The organism is Methanosarcina sp. MTP4 (assembly GCF_000970045.1).
Taxonomy (GTDB): Archaea; Halobacteriota; Methanosarcinia; order Methanosarcinales; family Methanosarcinaceae; genus MTP4.
Window position 1 is genome coordinate 1,262,192 of the sequence record NZ_CP009505.1, and the last position, 16,543, is coordinate 1,278,734.

The 16,543-nt window shown below is 48.5% G+C and carries 11 protein-coding genes; 7 read left to right on the forward strand and 4 right to left on the reverse strand.

Annotated features, from left to right (window positions below):
* Positions 1-97: 97 nt before the first annotated feature.
* The 3 genes from MSMTP_RS05385 to pdxS form a co-directional block, all read right to left on the reverse strand.
* On the reverse strand, positions 98-505 hold the full coding sequence (locus MSMTP_RS05385) for a pyridoxamine 5'-phosphate oxidase family protein (protein WP_048182787.1): 408 nt from the start codon (positions 503-505) through the stop codon (positions 98-100).
* 878 nt (positions 506-1,383) lie between these two features.
* Positions 1,384-1,995, reverse strand: a complete 612-nt coding sequence (pdxT, locus tag MSMTP_RS05390) for a pyridoxal 5'-phosphate synthase glutaminase subunit PdxT (RefSeq protein WP_048178150.1) — start codon at positions 1,993-1,995, stop codon at positions 1,384-1,386.
* Between the two features lie 227 nt (positions 1,996-2,222).
* Positions 2,223-3,119: a pyridoxal 5'-phosphate synthase lyase subunit PdxS gene (gene pdxS, locus MSMTP_RS05395; protein WP_048178151.1), complete on the reverse strand. Its 897-nt coding sequence runs from the start codon at positions 3,117-3,119 to the stop codon at positions 2,223-2,225.
* Between the two features lie 621 nt (positions 3,120-3,740).
* Between pdxS and MSMTP_RS05400 the strand changes: the two genes are divergently transcribed.
* On the forward strand, positions 3,741-5,348 hold the full coding sequence (locus MSMTP_RS05400; RefSeq protein WP_231582927.1) for an MAST domain-containing protein: 1,608 nt from the start codon (positions 3,741-3,743) through the stop codon (positions 5,346-5,348).
* Between the two features lie 316 nt (positions 5,349-5,664).
* Here MSMTP_RS05400 and MSMTP_RS05405 read toward each other — a convergent pair whose 3' ends face one another.
* Positions 5,665-6,789 carry a phosphatase PAP2 family protein gene (locus MSMTP_RS05405; protein WP_048178152.1) on the reverse strand — a complete coding sequence of 375 codons (1,125 nt, stop codon included), beginning with the start codon at positions 6,787-6,789 and terminating at the stop codon, positions 5,665-5,667.
* Between the two features lie 354 nt (positions 6,790-7,143).
* Here MSMTP_RS05405 and MSMTP_RS05410 point away from each other — a divergent pair, with 354 nt between their 5' ends.
* The 6 genes from MSMTP_RS05410 (at position 7,144) to MSMTP_RS05435 (ending at position 16,246) form a co-directional block, all read left to right on the forward strand.
* Positions 7,144-7,596, forward strand: coding sequence for a hypothetical protein (locus MSMTP_RS05410; RefSeq protein ID WP_048178153.1), 453 nt, complete (start codon positions 7,144-7,146; stop codon positions 7,594-7,596).
* A gap of 140 nt (positions 7,597-7,736) precedes the next feature.
* Positions 7,737-11,135 (forward strand): DEAD/DEAH box helicase, encoded by a 3,399-nt coding sequence (locus MSMTP_RS05415; protein ID WP_048178154.1) that lies wholly within the window; start codon positions 7,737-7,739, stop codon positions 11,133-11,135.
* Between the two features lie 172 nt (positions 11,136-11,307).
* The gene (locus tag MSMTP_RS05420) at positions 11,308-12,300 is read left to right on the forward strand and encodes an SWIM zinc finger family protein (protein WP_048178155.1); all 993 of its coding nucleotides are present in this window, start codon (positions 11,308-11,310) and stop codon (positions 12,298-12,300) included.
* 382 nt (positions 12,301-12,682) lie between these two features.
* Positions 12,683-13,465, forward strand: coding sequence for a dienelactone hydrolase family protein (locus MSMTP_RS05425; RefSeq protein ID WP_231582928.1), 783 nt, complete (start codon positions 12,683-12,685; stop codon positions 13,463-13,465).
* Positions 13,466-13,750: 285 nt separating this feature from the next.
* Positions 13,751-14,803: a metal-dependent hydrolase gene (locus MSMTP_RS05430; protein WP_048178157.1), complete on the forward strand. Its 1,053-nt coding sequence runs from the start codon at positions 13,751-13,753 to the stop codon at positions 14,801-14,803.
* Positions 14,804-15,169: 366 nt separating this feature from the next.
* Entirely contained in the window at positions 15,170-16,246 is a 1,077-nt protein-coding gene (locus MSMTP_RS05435; protein WP_048178158.1) for a metal-dependent hydrolase, read from the forward strand.
* Positions 16,247-16,543 lie beyond the last annotated feature (297 nt).

Consider the following 16,543-nt stretch of genomic DNA (forward strand, 5'->3'; position numbering starts at 1 on the left):
ATACATTTTGTTCAAAAAAGTAGAGGTTGAAAGGACGTTTTTCCGTCCTCCCGGTCCGTATAAAATCGTAAATTTTATATCTCAGTTCCCAAGGGCTTCAGAGAAGCTGCGTTCCCGCTTCATCCCCTGACTTGCACTGGTAAACTTCCGTGATCTTCATTAAGGCAAGGGCTTTTGCGGGATATTTGTCTCCCATGGACTTGACCATTTTGTACATCTTCTCGTATTCTTCGCCTTCGGTCTTGATCTCAAAGTCACCCTTGATCTGGTAGCAGCCCTTAATTTCGGGTCCCCAGAGATAGATTGCTCCCCTCGGGTTTTCGTCGAGGTTCTTGCGGGTCTTGTAGAAATAGTTGTCTGCAATCCAGATGGTCTCGTCGTCTTCCTGGAGCTTGCAAAAGCCGATAGGTACGACATTCGGGTCTCCGCTTTTTGAGGCGGTTGCAAAGGGGAAAATTCTCATTCCTGCAAAAGCTTCTTTCATTTCTGCTGTCAGTTTAACCATATACTTCACCTGCATCTGATCTTTTTTACTAATATACTCAAGCTCCTGATATAAATATTCAGGTATGAAAAATATAGTGAAGTAATGGTGCAGTAAGCGGGGGAGAAAATCCTGTTGTCCTGAGTTATTCAGTTGCTGCTTTTGAGAAAATAGAAAACGATGGCTGGCTATAGACTTTATTCATGGACCCCGTGCAACCGGAACTAACCTTATCGTGTCTTTTTTGTCCCCGGAAGCCAAAGGCTTCCGGCTTTTCCAGAATAAAAGTTAAAGAATAGAGTGAAAGATAATAGCAGAAAATAAAATAGAACGGATAGTTATAAAAAACGGGCATGAAATTCTGCGAATAACAGGCACAAAAAATGAAAGTACCGTGGACTTTCATGCCAAATAAAAGAAATTAGGACTGTATAACTGGTCTAAAACCTGTATTGATGTCAATAAAACAAAAACAAAGACAACCTGCTAAATAATTCTTTCAATTCTCTTTTTGCATCTTTTCGGGAAGGGCCGCCAGGCAAGCTGGCGGAGCACTCTCCATTCAATCAAATTGAAAAACGGTTGCCAGGGTACTTTTTATCTTAAAACTGAAGAACTGGCTCTGGATCATATGGCATGTTTCCATGACAAGGCAGGTATTCATCCGATTAAAATAGAGAAATGACCGCAGAAAGGGTTTTCATATTCAAGGCCCTAAATTCCTTCCCCAATCTCAAGTGAAAGTTTAACCACCGAAAGTACGGAATACACGGAATAAAGAAAATAAGGCACAATCCTTCCGTGCTTTCCGTGTCTTCCGTGGTTTTAAATTAAGTACAAATATTTACTTTCGGGAAACTTTCGGGACTATATTCCGGTAAATTTCAGTTCTCTGGATTTCAATTCGGCTGGACATACCTGAAGACCTTATCCAGGAAGTACTGGTGGATGCGCATATCCTCAGTCAGTTCCGGGTGGAACGAAAGCGCCATTACATTGTCCTGCTCTGCTGCGATTATAAAGCCGTTAAGCCGGGAAAGTACTTTCACATTGGGCCCGCAGCTTACGATTGCAGGAGCCCGGATGAAAATACCGCTATAGGGAGAACCAAGAATCTCTATTTCAAGTTCAGCCTCAAAGGACTCTCTTTGCCTTCCGAAAGCGTTCCTGTTTACCTTTGTGTCCATGATGCCGAGCAGTTCCTGGCTGGTTTTTTCCACCTGTTCGTCCCCTTCCTTTGCAAGAACGATCAGGCCTGCACAGGTCCCGAGGATCGGAACTCCCTTTGCAGCCGCCTCTTTCATCTCTTCTGCAATTCCCTCACGGGCAAGCAGCCGGCAGAGTGTCGTGCTCTCCCCACCCGGGATCACAATCCCGCTGCACTCCGGGACGACGCCTTTGTGCTTGATCGTAACAACTTCAGCGTACTCACCCCTTTCGGAAAGGGCTCTTTTCAAAGCCTCAACGTGTTCGGAAACTGCTCCCTGGATCGCAATAACACCGATCTTCATTAAAAACACCATTTTGTGAAAATAAGTCTGTTATTTATTGAATCAAAAGTTTTTCTAAAATGAATTGATTTGAAAACCGAATTAGTTTAAAAGTTGAATTAATGTGAGTTTCCTTCCGGCTGACCGGAAGAATACTCATTTGAATAAATAATGTAATTAACCGTTTAGTCCGCTTGAGCGAGCGAAGCGAGTGAAACGGACCTCGTGCTCCCGATGCGAAATTCGGGTTACCAGCCGCGTTCCTGAAGGGCTTCTTCCCTGGGAATCGTGTCGACGCTGATGCCTTTCATGCCGCTTCCGATGCCTTTGGAGATTTCGGCGAGTTTTGCGGGGTCGTCATAGTTGTTGACGGCTTCGACTACTGCTTTTGCCATCTTCTCGGGGTTTTCGGCTTTGAAGATCCCTGAGCCTACGAAGACGCCGTCAGCACCGAGGCGCATCATGAGGGCTGCGTCGGCAGGGGTTGCAACTCCGCCGGCTGCAAAGTTTACGACCGGGAGGCGCTGCATCTGGCCGGTTTCGATCACGAGTTCGATTGGGGCTTCGATGTCCCTGGCAACCATGATCAGTTCTTCTTTGGTCTTTCCGGCAAGTTCCCGGATTTCGCCCTGGATCTGCTTCATGTGCTTGACAGCCTGGCTGACGTCTCCTGTCCCGGCTTCTCCTTTGGTCCGGATCATGGCTGCACCTTCGTTGATCCGGCGAAGGGCTTCTCCGAGGTTCCTGGCTCCGCAGACGAAGGGTACGGTAAAGTCGGTCTTGTCGATGTGGAAGTAGGGGTCGGCAGGGGTAAGGACTTCGGACTCATCTACCATGTCCACGCCAAGCGCTTCAAGGATTCCGGCTTCCACGAAGTGTCCGATCCTGGCTTTTGCCATAACAGGGATTGTGACGGTATCGATAATCTGCTGGATGATCTCAGGGTCTGCCATCCTGGCAACGCCGCCTTCTTTTCTGATGTCTGCCGGGACAGCCTGCAGAGCCATGACAGCAACTGCGCCTGCTTCTTCTGCGATCCTGGCCTGCTCGGGGTTCGTCACGTCCATGATCACACCCCCCTTCTGCATCTTAGCAAAGCCCCTCTTGATCAGTTCAGTCCCGTGTCTCAATTTTTCAAAGTCCATGAATGTCATCCTCTTGGGTTTTAATATTAACAATAAAATTCATTCTACTGGTGGAAAAGCTATCAGGTATATATCTTCGGTATATTTATCTTCAGGTATATTTTATCTGGTATATCCTGGAAATTGCAGGCTTTCGACTGCAATTTTTATTTTGCTGTTTCTCCTGTGAATTGTGAATACGCTCAATAGTTAAAAGCTTTATTTAAGGATTCCTTCATCCGGCGGATAAGGATAAGAAAAATTCCTCTTGTAAGCTTAAATTGCGAGCCTGGAGTTTTCCTTTTCCGGAATTCCTTAGGGAATTTATATGGTGTTATTTTCGGAGACGTTATTTCAGTTGGTAAATTAAATATGAGATGGGAGTGATCAATTTTTCGATTGTTTTTCCTGAAATTTACTTCCTCACATATTTTAAAATTTAATATATGACTCAGGGTTTCCGGGAGCAAAATCTCATTTTTTTATGATAGGGCTTCTGCAGTATCAAAGATTTATAAGATTGGATCATATAATCAACTGTTTGAATTATCTATTTGATTATTATGTTTTACTTCAGCTTTTTATTTTTAGGGCTGGATAGATCATTGACAGCTTATTATTTGCGGGGAATGGAGTATGAAAATGAAGTTGAAAATGAAACGCTTAGATATATCTGTATTTTGTGTCCTCTTGATTGTGGTCCTTGGAGCATCTCCTGCCCTTGCCCAGATGGGTCAGGGTGGAGGGTCCAACGGTGGCATGGGTCCGGGAATGGGCCAGGACATGATGAATGGTTACGGGTTTGACCGGTATGACAGCAGGTTTACAGGGTTCGGGTCAATGACTTTCGAAGAAGTCTGCAACAATTTCGGAATTCCGATTGAAGATGCGGTTTCCGACCTTGGACTGCCCGAAGATCTGGACACGCAGCTCACGATTCTGGAGATTGAAGAGGAGTACGGGGTTTCCGGGCAGGAAATTGCCAGCTACATGGTCATGAACATGCAGCAGACCCAGACCTCGCTCAATGCGCGGCAGCAGCTCCTGATGCGCCAGCAGGCTACGCAGGCTGTAAGAGGCATGGGCACAGGCATGGGCACAGGCATGGGCACAGGCATGGGTATGGGCTACGGACTCCATTTCATGCAGCAGGGACGCTTTGCATATGGGAACTTTACGACCTTCAGCTTTGATGCCGATTCTGGCGAAGTAAGCAACTTTGCGGTTGGTGGGGACCTGATTTTCGATTCGGTCACGGTTTCCGATTTTGCCTTTGAGGATGAGCAGGTAGCAGGTACAACTGCCTTCTATGAGGGCGCTGACAGCCAGATTTTCCTTCACGACAACCCGATGGGAGTCATGCAGGTAAGGGCCTTTGCCGACAAAACCGTTGTTTTTGAGCTTGCAGAAGAAGTGGAAGCAAGCCTGGATGCCGAACTTTCGGATGAGCAGGAAGATGCAATTATTGTGAAGATTACTAAAAACAATTTCGAGGGATACCTTACAGTCTTCAAGAATTACCTTGCTTCCGGCATGGACGACGAGCCTCTCGAGGGGCTTGATGTTGAAGTTTCGGATGACGAGGTCACGGTGACCCTTGTTGAAAACAGTGTGGTCATGTTCCGTGCAACTCCCATGGAACCCGCTTTCATGCAGACCGAGTACCGTTACGGTACCCGGGCAGCGTACATGCACCAGGTGCTCAACAGGGAAATCGCAAATGGCAGGGTTGGAGCCGAGGTCGCCCTCCGCGCAGGCGGGGATAATGCGTCTGTGGTGAGCTACACCCCCATGGGCGTGCAGGTCAGGGAAAGGGACAGGGACCGTATCGTGCTCGGGGTAGATTCGGAACTTCCCCAGGGCAGGGTCATAACTGTAAATGTGGATAACGAGACCATCAACCTTTCAAACCCCGACCGCCTCAGGCTCCACTTTGACGGGGAGGATATCGAAAAAGCCGAAAGCATCGACGAACTCTTTGCCGGCGGGGACCGCCCGCTCTGCTATCTCGCGCAGGAAAACGGGACCGCCACAATGGCAGTCTATATCCCGGAATTTTCGGAGCACGAAATCGTAATTGACCTCGAACCCGAAGCCGGAGAGGAAGCTGAAGAAGCAGGGGAAGAGGAAGCCGCTGAAGGAGAAGCCGCTGAAGAGGAAGGTGAGGCTGAATCCACACCAGCTTTCGAGTTCGGACTCGGAGTTGCGTTGCTGACTTTTGCATACGGACTGAGGCGCAGAAGCTTGTAATGAGTTTCTTGCAAAAATAGCCTGATTCCTCTATTTTTCCTTTTCCTCATTTTCTATTTTTTTTATTTCAGTCGAATACCCCGTAGCTTGCTGCGGGGATGGATACTTCCCCGGGAACCGTTGATGATAATGCTAATTCTCAATTCCACTTTTTGCTTGTTAAGTCCTGCTCAAACTAAACCGTATTATGTTTAATGTCTCATTTTACGGAATTTTCAGCGGTGGCGCGAACATACCCCGTTGCTTGCAGCGGGGTGCGCCAGCGCAACTTTGATTTTTGCTCTTCGATACTTTTGTATGCTGATTCGCTGCTTTTTTAAGATAAATTTTCTTTCCCGTACAGTCCGAGCCTGAAACAGATCTCCACGGAAACCCACACAGTGAACGCCGGGACAAAAGCTTCTGTAAATTCAATCATATCGGGGCCCAGAAAGCTGGCAGCTCCTGTAATATCGATCGCAACAGCTGTTATTAAGGCGGCTGCGGCAAAGTTTAGGAGTGCAACCAGTACGCGTGAGACCCGCTTTCCTCTGCTGCCCGCATCGCCCGGGAGCCCTTTTCTTATGACCAGGAGGTATGCTGCATTTGTCCCTGTGAGAAAGCCAGCCAGGTCCGGGCCTATCAGGGCCGAGGCTGTGAGGAGTAGGGGGATGATGAACATGAAGGTGTAAAAAAGGATGCTCGGGAACAGAATGTCCAGGGACAGCATGTTCGAGGACAGCATGTTCGAGGACAGCATGTTCGAGGACAGCATGTTCGAGGACAGCATGTTCGGGGACCTGGTTGCGGGAAAGAAACTTTCCTTCCTGAAAAAAGCTTTACATACAGGGCTCTGGAGAAAACTGGAGAATGCGAGTAGCAGGAGCAGCCCCAGGAAGGCGCCTCCGATCACGTCTCCGAGGAAATGCCTGCCCAGGTACATTCTTGTGAAAGCCATCAGCAAAATAACTGCCGGGATTATTTTCCAGATTACCTTCCTGCCGAAAACCAGGGCAGTTCCTCCCCATAATGCCGTGGTTGTGGAAACGTGTCCCGAAGGAAAACCGTAAAAGGAGTAGAAGGGATGTGAACCGCCAGTCGTAACCTCGGCCCTGAAAGTTTCGAGCACCTCTTTATCCGGGAGCCCGAAAAAACTGTTTGCCCCTTTCTCGGTAAAGGGAGAGAGGTTCGGCTCTCCGCTTTCAAGGTTCAAGACCCTCGAATCCACATAATAGGGCCTTGGCATGGCAAAAACTACCTTTAGCACCTCCGTGATTGCACCTGTCCAGAGCAGCAGCTGGAAGAGGAGAATACCCCTGCGAAAATCGATTCCGAATGTTATGGCGATTATTATTGCTGCATAAAATGAGGACGAACCCATGGAAGTAATAAGGACCATGAGGAAGGTTAGCCAGTCGCTTGCCAGCGATTGCAGGTACAGTATCGGTTCGGTCTGGAACAATTAAGAAACTCCTGATCCTGTTAAGGAATTCCTGATCATTAATTAAAAACGACTTTTGTTCCAAAGTCTGCAACTGATAAAAAAGTTTCTGATCATAGTTCGTGAAATTGTAGTTTGTGAATACTGGTGTTCGAATGTTCATTTTGTTAGATTCATTTTTTACTATGTCAGGGATCTAAACGGTTTTTGCCTGCGAGATCAGCTTTATATTCTTCCTGTGTGCAATATACTTTGCTCAGTAGAATAAGCTCTATACTAGTATATTTCATATTTTCAGGCTTAATATTCTCAGGCCTGGAAACTCGTTACCTGGTAATATTTCATTGCTTTTCAACAAGAACCGAGGTCGATTGCTTGAAACTTAACCAGATAGACGACACCCGCAGGAAAAGAGCAGTTATCATTTTCATTGCAGCCATTCTTTTCATCTCGGTTAAGGGTTTTTTGTCCCCTGTAGTGGATGTCGGTTTTGTCCTTCAAAAAGAAGTCGTCGGAGTTGAAGAGGGAGAAAAGGTAATCATCTTCCGGAGTGGCTTTGAAGGGGTCTCGGTTCAGGATCTAGCCTGCGGACAGTTGCTTCCCGGGGATTCCGAAAACCTCCGGATCAACGAGTCCATGGAAACCGAACTTAAAACCAGGTATCCTGAAATCGAGTACGTTGTCCTGATGCGCCTCTGCGTGGAAGACGAAATCCGGGAGTGCAAGGTAAGCAGAGAGGACTTCAACAGGCTGGATATAGGGGTGGTAGCCAAGTATGAGGTCTACAGGTCCGAGAGGAATGTCATAAAACGGATAATCGAAATCTGAACTGCCACCTTACATTTCCCCAAAGCCGGAACTTTCGAGTGGGGCCTGATTTGTCTATGGGGGGCTTCTCGCCTGTGTAGCTAAAAACAATACGAATAAGCATGATTTTTAAATATTTTCCCGACAATGTGTAAACAACCATGATTATTCTGCATGCAGCATGGCTTGAAGGACAGTTGTTTGTCTGGGGAGAAAGCCCCCTGGTGGATGAAAGCAAACTCCCTTCTGTCAGGGGTGCGGTCCCTGTCATCCCAAAAGCGAAACCTTTTCCTTACGACACAGGTCCTGAAGAGCTCTTAAGAGCCCTGGAATCCCTGGGCTTTCCGGTTGAGGTGAAACGCCTGGAAAAGGTCAGGGCCTGGCTTCCCGGGCTGGGAAGGAATCCACTTCCATCAAGTCCGATAATAGCTGAAAAGCCGGCTTCAAAGGCACAGCCAAGCCTCATGCCCTGGAACGTGATTGCCTGTCCCCTGGACATGAGCGAAACTGTAGACCTGCTCTGCAGGGTTATGGGAAAGAAGGTTCTGGCTCAGGGGCTAATTCCGGGAAACGACTTCCTCTGGTGGGCTGATGCCTTGAAGTTTGCCGGGGCCATGGCCGCAGGACAGGATTACCTGCCAGACGTCCGGCTCGAACGCGGGGAATACAGGGCTTGCTGGGCTCCCGTCTTTTCCGGAAAGTACGCCGGGGAACTGGCTAAACACTCAAAAACAATGCCTCCTGCAGCCCGGGCTCTCCAGATTGAAGATGTGAGTCTGCCTCCCGAAACTCCGGCAGTTTCCGTCCTTAAGGAATTTCTCTCAAAGACTCTGGATTATATGGTACGTTCCTCTATTCCCCGGGGACCGGGGGTGGGAAAACCAGAGGTCAAGAAAAGAGGCCGGAAGAAAAAACCTTCTTTTGACAGCATTCATGAGGCCTGGGTTTCGGCCCTCAGAAGTTCTGACAGCCTTATTTATGGCGAGGAACACGAGATCCTTCAGCTTTCTTCCTGGATCAGGGAATGGCAGCGTCCCATCACTGTTCTGGCCACTTCTCCTCTCAGGCTCTGTTTCCGGCTGGAAGAGCCTGAGGAGCTTGGCCTTGAAGAAGGAATTGAAGAAGGTCTTGAAGAAGGAATTGAAGAAGGTCTTGAAGAAGGAATTGAAGAAGGAATTGAAGAAGGTCTTGAAGAAGGAATTGAAGAAGGAATTGAAGAAGGAATTGAAGAAGGTCTTGAAGAAGGAATTGAAGAAGGTCTTGAAGAAGGTCTTGAAGAAGGAATTGAAGAAGGAATTGATAATATTGAGCTGGGCGAAATTCTCGGGGAAAATGAAATCCCGGAAGGCGGGAACATTGAAGTTCCAAAAAGCCTGTGGAATGTCCGCTATCTCCTCCAGCCTTATGACGACCCGAGCCTCCTTATCCCTGCAAAAGACGCCTGGAAACTGAAGAAAAGCAGTCCTCTGAAGAAATACGATGTGAAGAACATTCGTCAGTTTCTCCTGACTTCCCTGGGGCAGGCTGCAGGTATCAGTCCCGGGATTGCGCTTAGCCTTGAAAAACCGAACCCGGAAGGTTGCGAGCTGGACACAGGTGAGGCGTATGATTTTCTTACCGCAAAAGCAACTGCCTTAAACCAGGCAGGTTTCGGGGTCCTGCTCCCGGCCTGGTGGACCCGCAGGGGTACGAAAGCCCACCTGCAGACCCGGGCAAAGGTCAAGAGCAAGCCGACACAGATCGGAAGCGGGCTGACTCTTGAAAAGGTAATAAACTTCGATTGGGAAATTGCGATCGGGGACAAAAAACTGACAGTTGAGGAGCTTGAAGCCCTCGCAGAACTCAAAACCCCGCTTGTAAAGGTCCGGGGAGAGTGGGTTGAGGTAAATGATGCGGAAATCCGGGCTGCCATTGAGTTCTGGAAGAAGAACCCTGCGGGCGAAGTCAGTGCCTTTGATATTGTGAAAATGGCTCTCGGGTCCCCCTCAGATACGGGGAAAACAGGCGGTCTTGACTTTGAAGGTGTGGAAACTTCCGGCTGGATCGAAGAACTCCTCAGGCAGCTGAAAGAAAGGGCCGGGTTTGAAGAACTTGAGCCTCCGGAAACCTTTTCCGGCACGCTTCGCCCTTATCAGCTGCGGGGCTACTCCTGGCTGGCTTTCCTGCGGCGCTGGGGGCTTGGGGCCTGTCTTGCGGACGATATGGGGCTTGGGAAGACCGTGCAGACCCTGGCTCTGGTCCAGCAGGACCTGGAAAATGGACCGAATAAGAAAGCCAGAAAACCGGTCCTTCTGGTCTGCCCTACATCTGTTATCAACAACTGGAAAAAAGAAGCTGCCCGCTTTACCCCGGAAATGTCGGTTATGGTCCACCACGGAGTCACCCGGAAAAAGGAAAAAGAGTTCCGGGAAGAATCCAAAAAGCATTCCATGGTGATCTCAAGCTACGGGCTCCTCCATCGGGACATCGACTTTCTTAAGGGTGTACACTGGGCGGGGGTGGTTCTGGACGAGGCCCAGAATATCAAGAACCCTGAAACAAAGCAGGCACGTGCGGCCAGAACATTGAATGCTGGGTACAGGATTGCCCTTTCCGGAACCCCTGTGGAAAACAACGTGGGAGACCTCTGGTCCATCATGGAATTTTTGAACCCCGGTTTCATCGGGAAGCAGGCCGAGTTCAAGCGAAATTTCCTGATTCCGATCCAGGCCGAGCGCGATCAGGAAGCGGCAAGGAGGTTGAAGGAACTCACCGGTCCCTTCATCCTCAGGCGCCTGAAGACCGACAAATCGATCATCTCCGACCTGCCGGAAAAGATGGAGATGAAGACCTATTGCACACTTACAAAAGAGCAGGCTTCCCTCTATGCCGCCGTGGTAAACGACATCGAAGAAAGCATGGAGGAAGCCGAAGGCATCCAGAGGAGAGGTATGATCCTCTCAGCCCTCTCCCGGCTCAAGCAGGTCTGTAATCACCCGGCCCAGTTCCTGAAAGATAACTCAAGTATTCCGGACAGGTCCGGAAAGCTTGCCAGGCTTACGGAAATGCTGGATGTGATTATAGAAAACGGGGAAAAAACCCTTATTTTCACACAGTTTGCCGAGATGGGCCGGATCCTGAAAGAACAGCTTCAGGACACTTTTGGCTGTGAGGTCCTCTTCCTGTACGGCGGAACTTCCCGAAAACAGCGGGACCGGATGATCGAGCGTTTCCAGGCCGGAGAGGAATTCCTCCCGATTTTTGTCCTTTCCCTGAAAGCCGGGGGCACGGGCCTCAACCTGACTGCGGCAAACCACGTCTTCCATTTCGACCGCTGGTGGAACCCGGCTGTGGAGAACCAGGCAACTGACAGGGCTTTCAGAATTGGGCAGGAGAAAAACGTAGAGGTACATAAGTTCATCTGTGCAGGGACCCTGGAAGAAAGGATCGATGAGATCATCGAACGCAAGATGGAAGTTGCCGAAAACGTCGTGGGCACGGGTGAGGAATGGCTTACGGAACTATCCAACGAAGAACTGAAAGACCTGTTTGCTCTTCGGGAAGAGGCTGTGGAAGAATAATACGGAACAGAAGAGAAGAGGGGAAGGATTCAGTGAATGATGCACGAAGCAGCCGAAAATACAAGTCTGCAAAAACACATGTCAGCGGGAATACATGTCAGCGGGAATACATGTCAGCGGGAATACATGTCGGTGAGAAGATCATTAAGTTAAAGCAGGATCGGAGAAAAAAATGACACCTTACTGGGATTATTATGCTCCCTCCAGGCCAAAAGAGGTCAAAGGCGGCATTAAGGCAAAATCAAAACGCGGTAAGTTTGGAGAGAACTGGTGGGCCAGGCGCTGGATCGAAGTTCTTGAGAGTTTCAATATAGGAGCCCGGCTTACCCGTGGGAAGAGTTATGCAAGGAAAGGGCAGGTACTGTCCATCAAAATAGATACCGGACTCGTTAGAGCTAAGGTCCAGGGCTCAAGCTCAACCCCTTATTCCGTGACAATAAAGATCCGGACCCTGACAGGTTCGGAGTGGGACCTGCTGGCCAAAAAGCTTGCCCAAAAACCAATCTTTGCGGCAAAACTCCTGGCAGGCGAGATGCCTGAAGAACTCGAATCCGTTTTTATGGAAGCCGGCCTCTCTCTTTTCCCGGAAAAAATCGATGACCTCGATACTGACTGTTCCTGTCCGGACTGGTCGGTCCCCTGCAAACACATCGCCGCAGTCTACTACCTGATGGCAGAAGAATTCGATCGCTATCCTTTCCTGCTCTTCAAATTGCGGGGCGTGGATATGGACGACTTCATGTCCGTCCTTGGTCATGCAGAGCCGGAGGAAGACTTTGAGGAAGAGCCGGGGGAAGGGGCGAAGTTGGGTGCAGAAGCGAGAGCAGGGGCTGAGTCAGGTTTCCTCTCTCCCAAAGCCAGAGTTGCCCCACTTCTCGTCCTTGAAAAAGAGGAAGAGGCTTATACTCTCTCCTCGGAACCCCTGCCCCTTGATCTGGAAACCTTCTGGGGCAAAGTTTTTGAAAGAACTGATAAAGAAATGGAAACCCGGAGTAAAGCCCATATTCCCTCGGTCCCGGCTGCCCTGCCAAAAAGTCTCGGTAAATTCCCTTTCTGGAGGGGGGAAGAGGATTTGCTTGATGAGCTGGAGGAAATCTATAGGCAAGCTTCACCCGTGGGAATGAGGGTTTTCCTGGGGGAGGAAGCGAAGGCTGAAGGGGAATAAGGTGAAACTATATTCCTCCGGAATGAATTCCGGGCTTTTTGTTTCGAAAATAGGATACAGTATCCGGAGTAATTTCCGGGATAAGACTGGAGGGATTTACTTCGAGATTAAGCACGATGTCCTTAATTTTTATAGAAATTAAGCACAATGTCCTTAATGTTTAATTTCTTCAGCTGTCTTTTCTCTTATCGTTAAACTGTATGCTATTATTGAATATGCGAAATCATTTGAGCATATAATTACAGACTATAATACAGGATACAGAAGGGGGGTTTATATAAAGAGTGCAAAAATATTTGCATGTTTTCTGATGATTACGGTTCTGTTACTTTTCTCCGGGTGTACGGATTCTTCTGACTCAGATCCTTCGGGAATCGATCCTTTGGAAACCTTAGGTAACATTTCCGGGAGCAGCCTTGATGAAACCCAGAGCTATGAATCGGTGCAGGAACCGAGGACCGTTACGGTTGAAACCGCTGAAGGGGAAACCCAAATCCGGATCGTTACTGTGGATATCATAAGTGAAGGCAGGAACTATCCCGCTTATACTGCCGCCCCGGCTGAGGAAGGCAAATACCCGGCTGTGGTCCTGCTTCATTCTTTCAACGGTTTCGTGCCCGGTTACCGGGAAATGGTAGACAGGATGGCTGCGGATGGCTTTGTGGTAGTCGCCCCGCAGTGGCAGACCTACTCGATCTCCCCGACCGATGCCGAGGTGGAATCCGTGGTAAGGAACAGCACTGAATATCTGCAGAGCAGGGATGATGCGGACCCCGGGAGGCTGGGCCTGACAGGTTTCTGTGCCGGGGGCAGGTATACCATGCTCTATCTTCCCAAAATCAAGGAACTCAGTTCAGGAGTTGCCTGGTATGGTTTCCCTTACACCAGCGGCTCGATGAGTCGCCCTGAAAAGCCCGCTGACCTGATCAAAAGCCTTGAAGCCCCGATTCTGGTCATCCACGGCAGCCGGGACCTTGCAAGTGACATCTCCAACATCTACAAGTACGCCGGGGAACTTGACACCGCTGACAAATATTTTGAACTGAAAGTGTATCAGGGAGAGCCCCACGGCTTCATGATCGGTGACAGCGGGAGTATGTCAGAAAGCTCCGTCGCGCAGGACGCATACCGGGAAATGATTGAATTTTTTGAAAGGACGCTTTGAATCGGGAGTTTCCCGATTCTTCTTTTTCAGGATCCTTTTTGAAGATTGAGAATTTGATTTTTTTGAAGATTGAGAATTTCCGGGGACAAAGGTTCATTCGTGGACGGCTCATTTTAATGGATTTCATTCTAATACACGGGTCATTCCAATAGAGTTTAAAGTTTTCAGACTGACCCCATAAGCTTAATATATGGGTATTGATATTTTTATTCTCGCTCTATTATTTAAACTGTTCATGCTTTTTTGTGCCTGCACAATAAACTTTGAACCCCGGAATGAAAATACATGGTAAACACCATCTCCCACCTGGGGATTGGCTTCTTAATCTCCCTCACCCTCGGCCTTAAAGGAAAGCGCCGCTGGACAGTAGCGTTTCTCTCAATCCTCCCTGACCTCGACTATCTTAGCTATTCGGCTTTTACACTTCTCAGCGGCAGCTTAAGCCATGAGGCCCGAAATCAGCTTTTTTACCTGCTGGGCCACAGGGAGTTTTCGCACTCAATCTTTTTCGCCCTTATGGTGATGCTTCTCGTCTGGCTCAAAACAAAGAACAAACGCTTTACTGCAGCAGCTTTCGCAGCCATTTCCTCTCATATCTTTCTGGATTACACCACAAGCGCGAAAATGCGCATATTCTACCCGCTTATTACCGATGCTTCGGTCCTTAGAAGCACTTATTCCTACGACCCCCTGGTAAACATCCTCCCTCTGCTGCCTCTCCTCCTCTTAGCGGCGGAATATCTGAAAAACAGGGGCAAATGGAATGGGAAAGTCGATGACTTTTCCTCTTTTGCAAACCCGAAGGGGAAAAAGTTCTATGCATCCCTTCTCGTAGTCCTTCTTGTCTGGGTTATGTTGTTCCCGGCTGCAAAAGTCTTCCTCATCGACAATATCTCAAAAGCCGAAGGAGCCGAGATTAGCTACAAGGAAACTTACCCCATATCCCCAACCAGATTCCTGGCAGCATATTCCTATAACGATACCCACTACAAGCTTATGGAAGTCAGCTACCTCTCAGGAACCGAAAAAAGCTTCTATGTCGAAAAAGTCTCCGTGAACGGCGACATCCCTGACGCCGCAGCCTACGTTGAACGAGCAGCGAAACTCTACAATACAAACCCCTCTCAGGAGATCGATTATCCGGTCTACACTGTTTCGGAAGAAAAAGGTAAGGTTACGGTTTTACTTAGTGATGCCAGGAGCCCGTATGTTGAAAACTGGCCTTATTTTGATGTGGTTTACAGGTTCGTTTTTGACAGGGAAAGCGGAGAGTATGAGGCGTATTTAAGCAAATACGGAAGAAAGGAAACGAAGCTTGGCGAGAACCGGTTTGAGTGATCCTGAATATAGTGGGCAGAAAAAGATCCGGGCTATTCCATAAAACCACCGATTTTTCAAATCTTCCTCTTTATTCTTTTGGCTGTTTTTGGCTGTTTTCGGCTGCTTTTGGCTGGTTCGGGCCATCTGAATATACTCCCTCCGAACAACCTTAATTTTTTTCTCCAAAATGGTTAGACCTGGCATTCCCGCCTTCTCTGTCCGGAGCAATTTCTCCATAAGCCCCGGTTCCTTTTTGCTCCTTATTTCAGAACCCGAACCTTTGCTCAAGCGGACTGGATAGAGGGGTATTCTCAATAAATATAATATAGTTTCTGCCCCCTTCTTTATGAATATAAAACAACTGTAATTGGGACTGGGACAAGCATGGTAAACACGATCTCTCACCTCGGCGTAGGCCTCCTGATCGCCCTCGCTCTTGGCTTCAAAGGAAAAAAACGGTGGACAATAGCCTTCCTGTCCATCCTCCCCGACCTTGACTTCATCCCGCACATGATCTTTTTCGCGGTCAGCGGGGCCCTTAGCCATACAGCCCGAAACCAGCTCTTCTATATACTGGGCCACCGGGAGTTCATGCACTCCCTGCTCTTTATTTCCCTTGTCACGCTTATCCTCTGGTTCAGGACAAAAGACCGGCTCCTGACCGCAGGCGGGTTTGCAGCCCTTATTGTCCACTTTTACATGGACTACGTCACAAGCTGGAAAATGCGCCCCCTCTACCCTTTCAGCACCGACTCCTCAATTCTGGGAGCCATTTATTTCTTCGACCCGCTGCTTAACCTCCTCCCCCTTCTGCCCCTTTTCATAGTGCTTGTGGATGAGATGAAAACCAGGGGAAGATGGGATGGGAAATTCAACGGGTTCTGCGCCTACGTGAGAAGAAACGACGATAAGCTCTACGCCGCCCTGATCTTCGTGCTCACCCTCTGGTTAGCCGTAGCCCCGGTTGCAAAAGTCCTGGTGGTGCAGCACATTTCCGAAGCCGAAGGGGCTGAAATCAGCTACCAGAACAGCTACCCCGCATCCGCAGGCAGGTTCCTCTCAGCCTATTCGTTTAACGACACCCACTACAGGATCCTGGAAACAACCTACTGGGGAGGGATTGAAAGGAGCACTTTTGTCGAAAAAATCTCCGTTTCGGGAGATGTCCCGGACGCTTCCCTCTACGCTGCAAAAACGGGGAAACTCTACTATAGTGGGGTCCCCCTGGATATTGATTATCCTGTCTACAACGTCTCCGAGAATAACGGCTCTGTTACGGTTGTGCTGAACGATGCCAGGAACCCGTATGTCAATTTGTGGGCTTATTTCGAAACGGTTTACAGGTTCGTTTTTGATGAGGAGAGCGGAGAGTATGAGGTGTATGCGAGCGTGCACGGGGAAGAGGAGGAGAGGCTGGCAGAGAACTGGTTTGAGCGGGAGATCGTTAAGTTGATTTCTTGAAATTTCAACTCTTATTTTTTATTTTTAGGTTGTATTGGACCGCCGGAGTGCACTTCGCCAGAAGATCTCAGATCTGTTTGAATTGAGAATAATTGTCCAACCTTCGATTGCTGGCATTGCGTTTTTTATAATTTACAGTTCAGGGGGGAGTATCATAAAATTGCATCTCATTTTTAAACTTTACATTGCAATTTAATATCTGCTTATAAACATTTGTTAAATGCCAACGAAAGCTATATAAATGAATTTCCTGAAGGCCGACGTTCAATTTTTTCCAAAAACAAGATTTAGAGGCTT

Bases quoted from the DNA above. Each gene is read 5' to 3' on its own strand.
- MSMTP_RS05400 (WP_231582927.1), top strand. From the start codon at position 3,741: ATGAAGTTGAAAATGAAACGCTTAGATATATCTGTATTTTGTGTCCTC.
- pdxT (WP_048178150.1), bottom strand. From the start codon at position 1,995: ATGAAGATCGGTGTTATTGCGATCCAGGGAGCAGTTTCCGAACACGTT.
- MSMTP_RS05415 (WP_048178154.1), top strand. From the start codon at position 7,737: ATGATTATTCTGCATGCAGCATGGCTTGAAGGACAGTTGTTTGTCTGG.
- MSMTP_RS05385 (WP_048182787.1), bottom strand. From the start codon at position 505: ATGGTTAAACTGACAGCAGAAATGAAAGAAGCTTTTGCAGGAATGAGA.
- MSMTP_RS05430 (WP_048178157.1), top strand. From the start codon at position 13,751: ATGGTAAACACCATCTCCCACCTGGGGATTGGCTTCTTAATCTCCCTC.
- pdxS (WP_048178151.1), bottom strand. From the start codon at position 3,119: ATGGACTTTGAAAAATTGAGACACGGGACTGAACTGATCAAGAGGGGC.
- MSMTP_RS05420 (WP_048178155.1), top strand. From the start codon at position 11,308: ATGACACCTTACTGGGATTATTATGCTCCCTCCAGGCCAAAAGAGGTC.
- MSMTP_RS05435 (WP_048178158.1), top strand. From the start codon at position 15,170: ATGGTAAACACGATCTCTCACCTCGGCGTAGGCCTCCTGATCGCCCTC.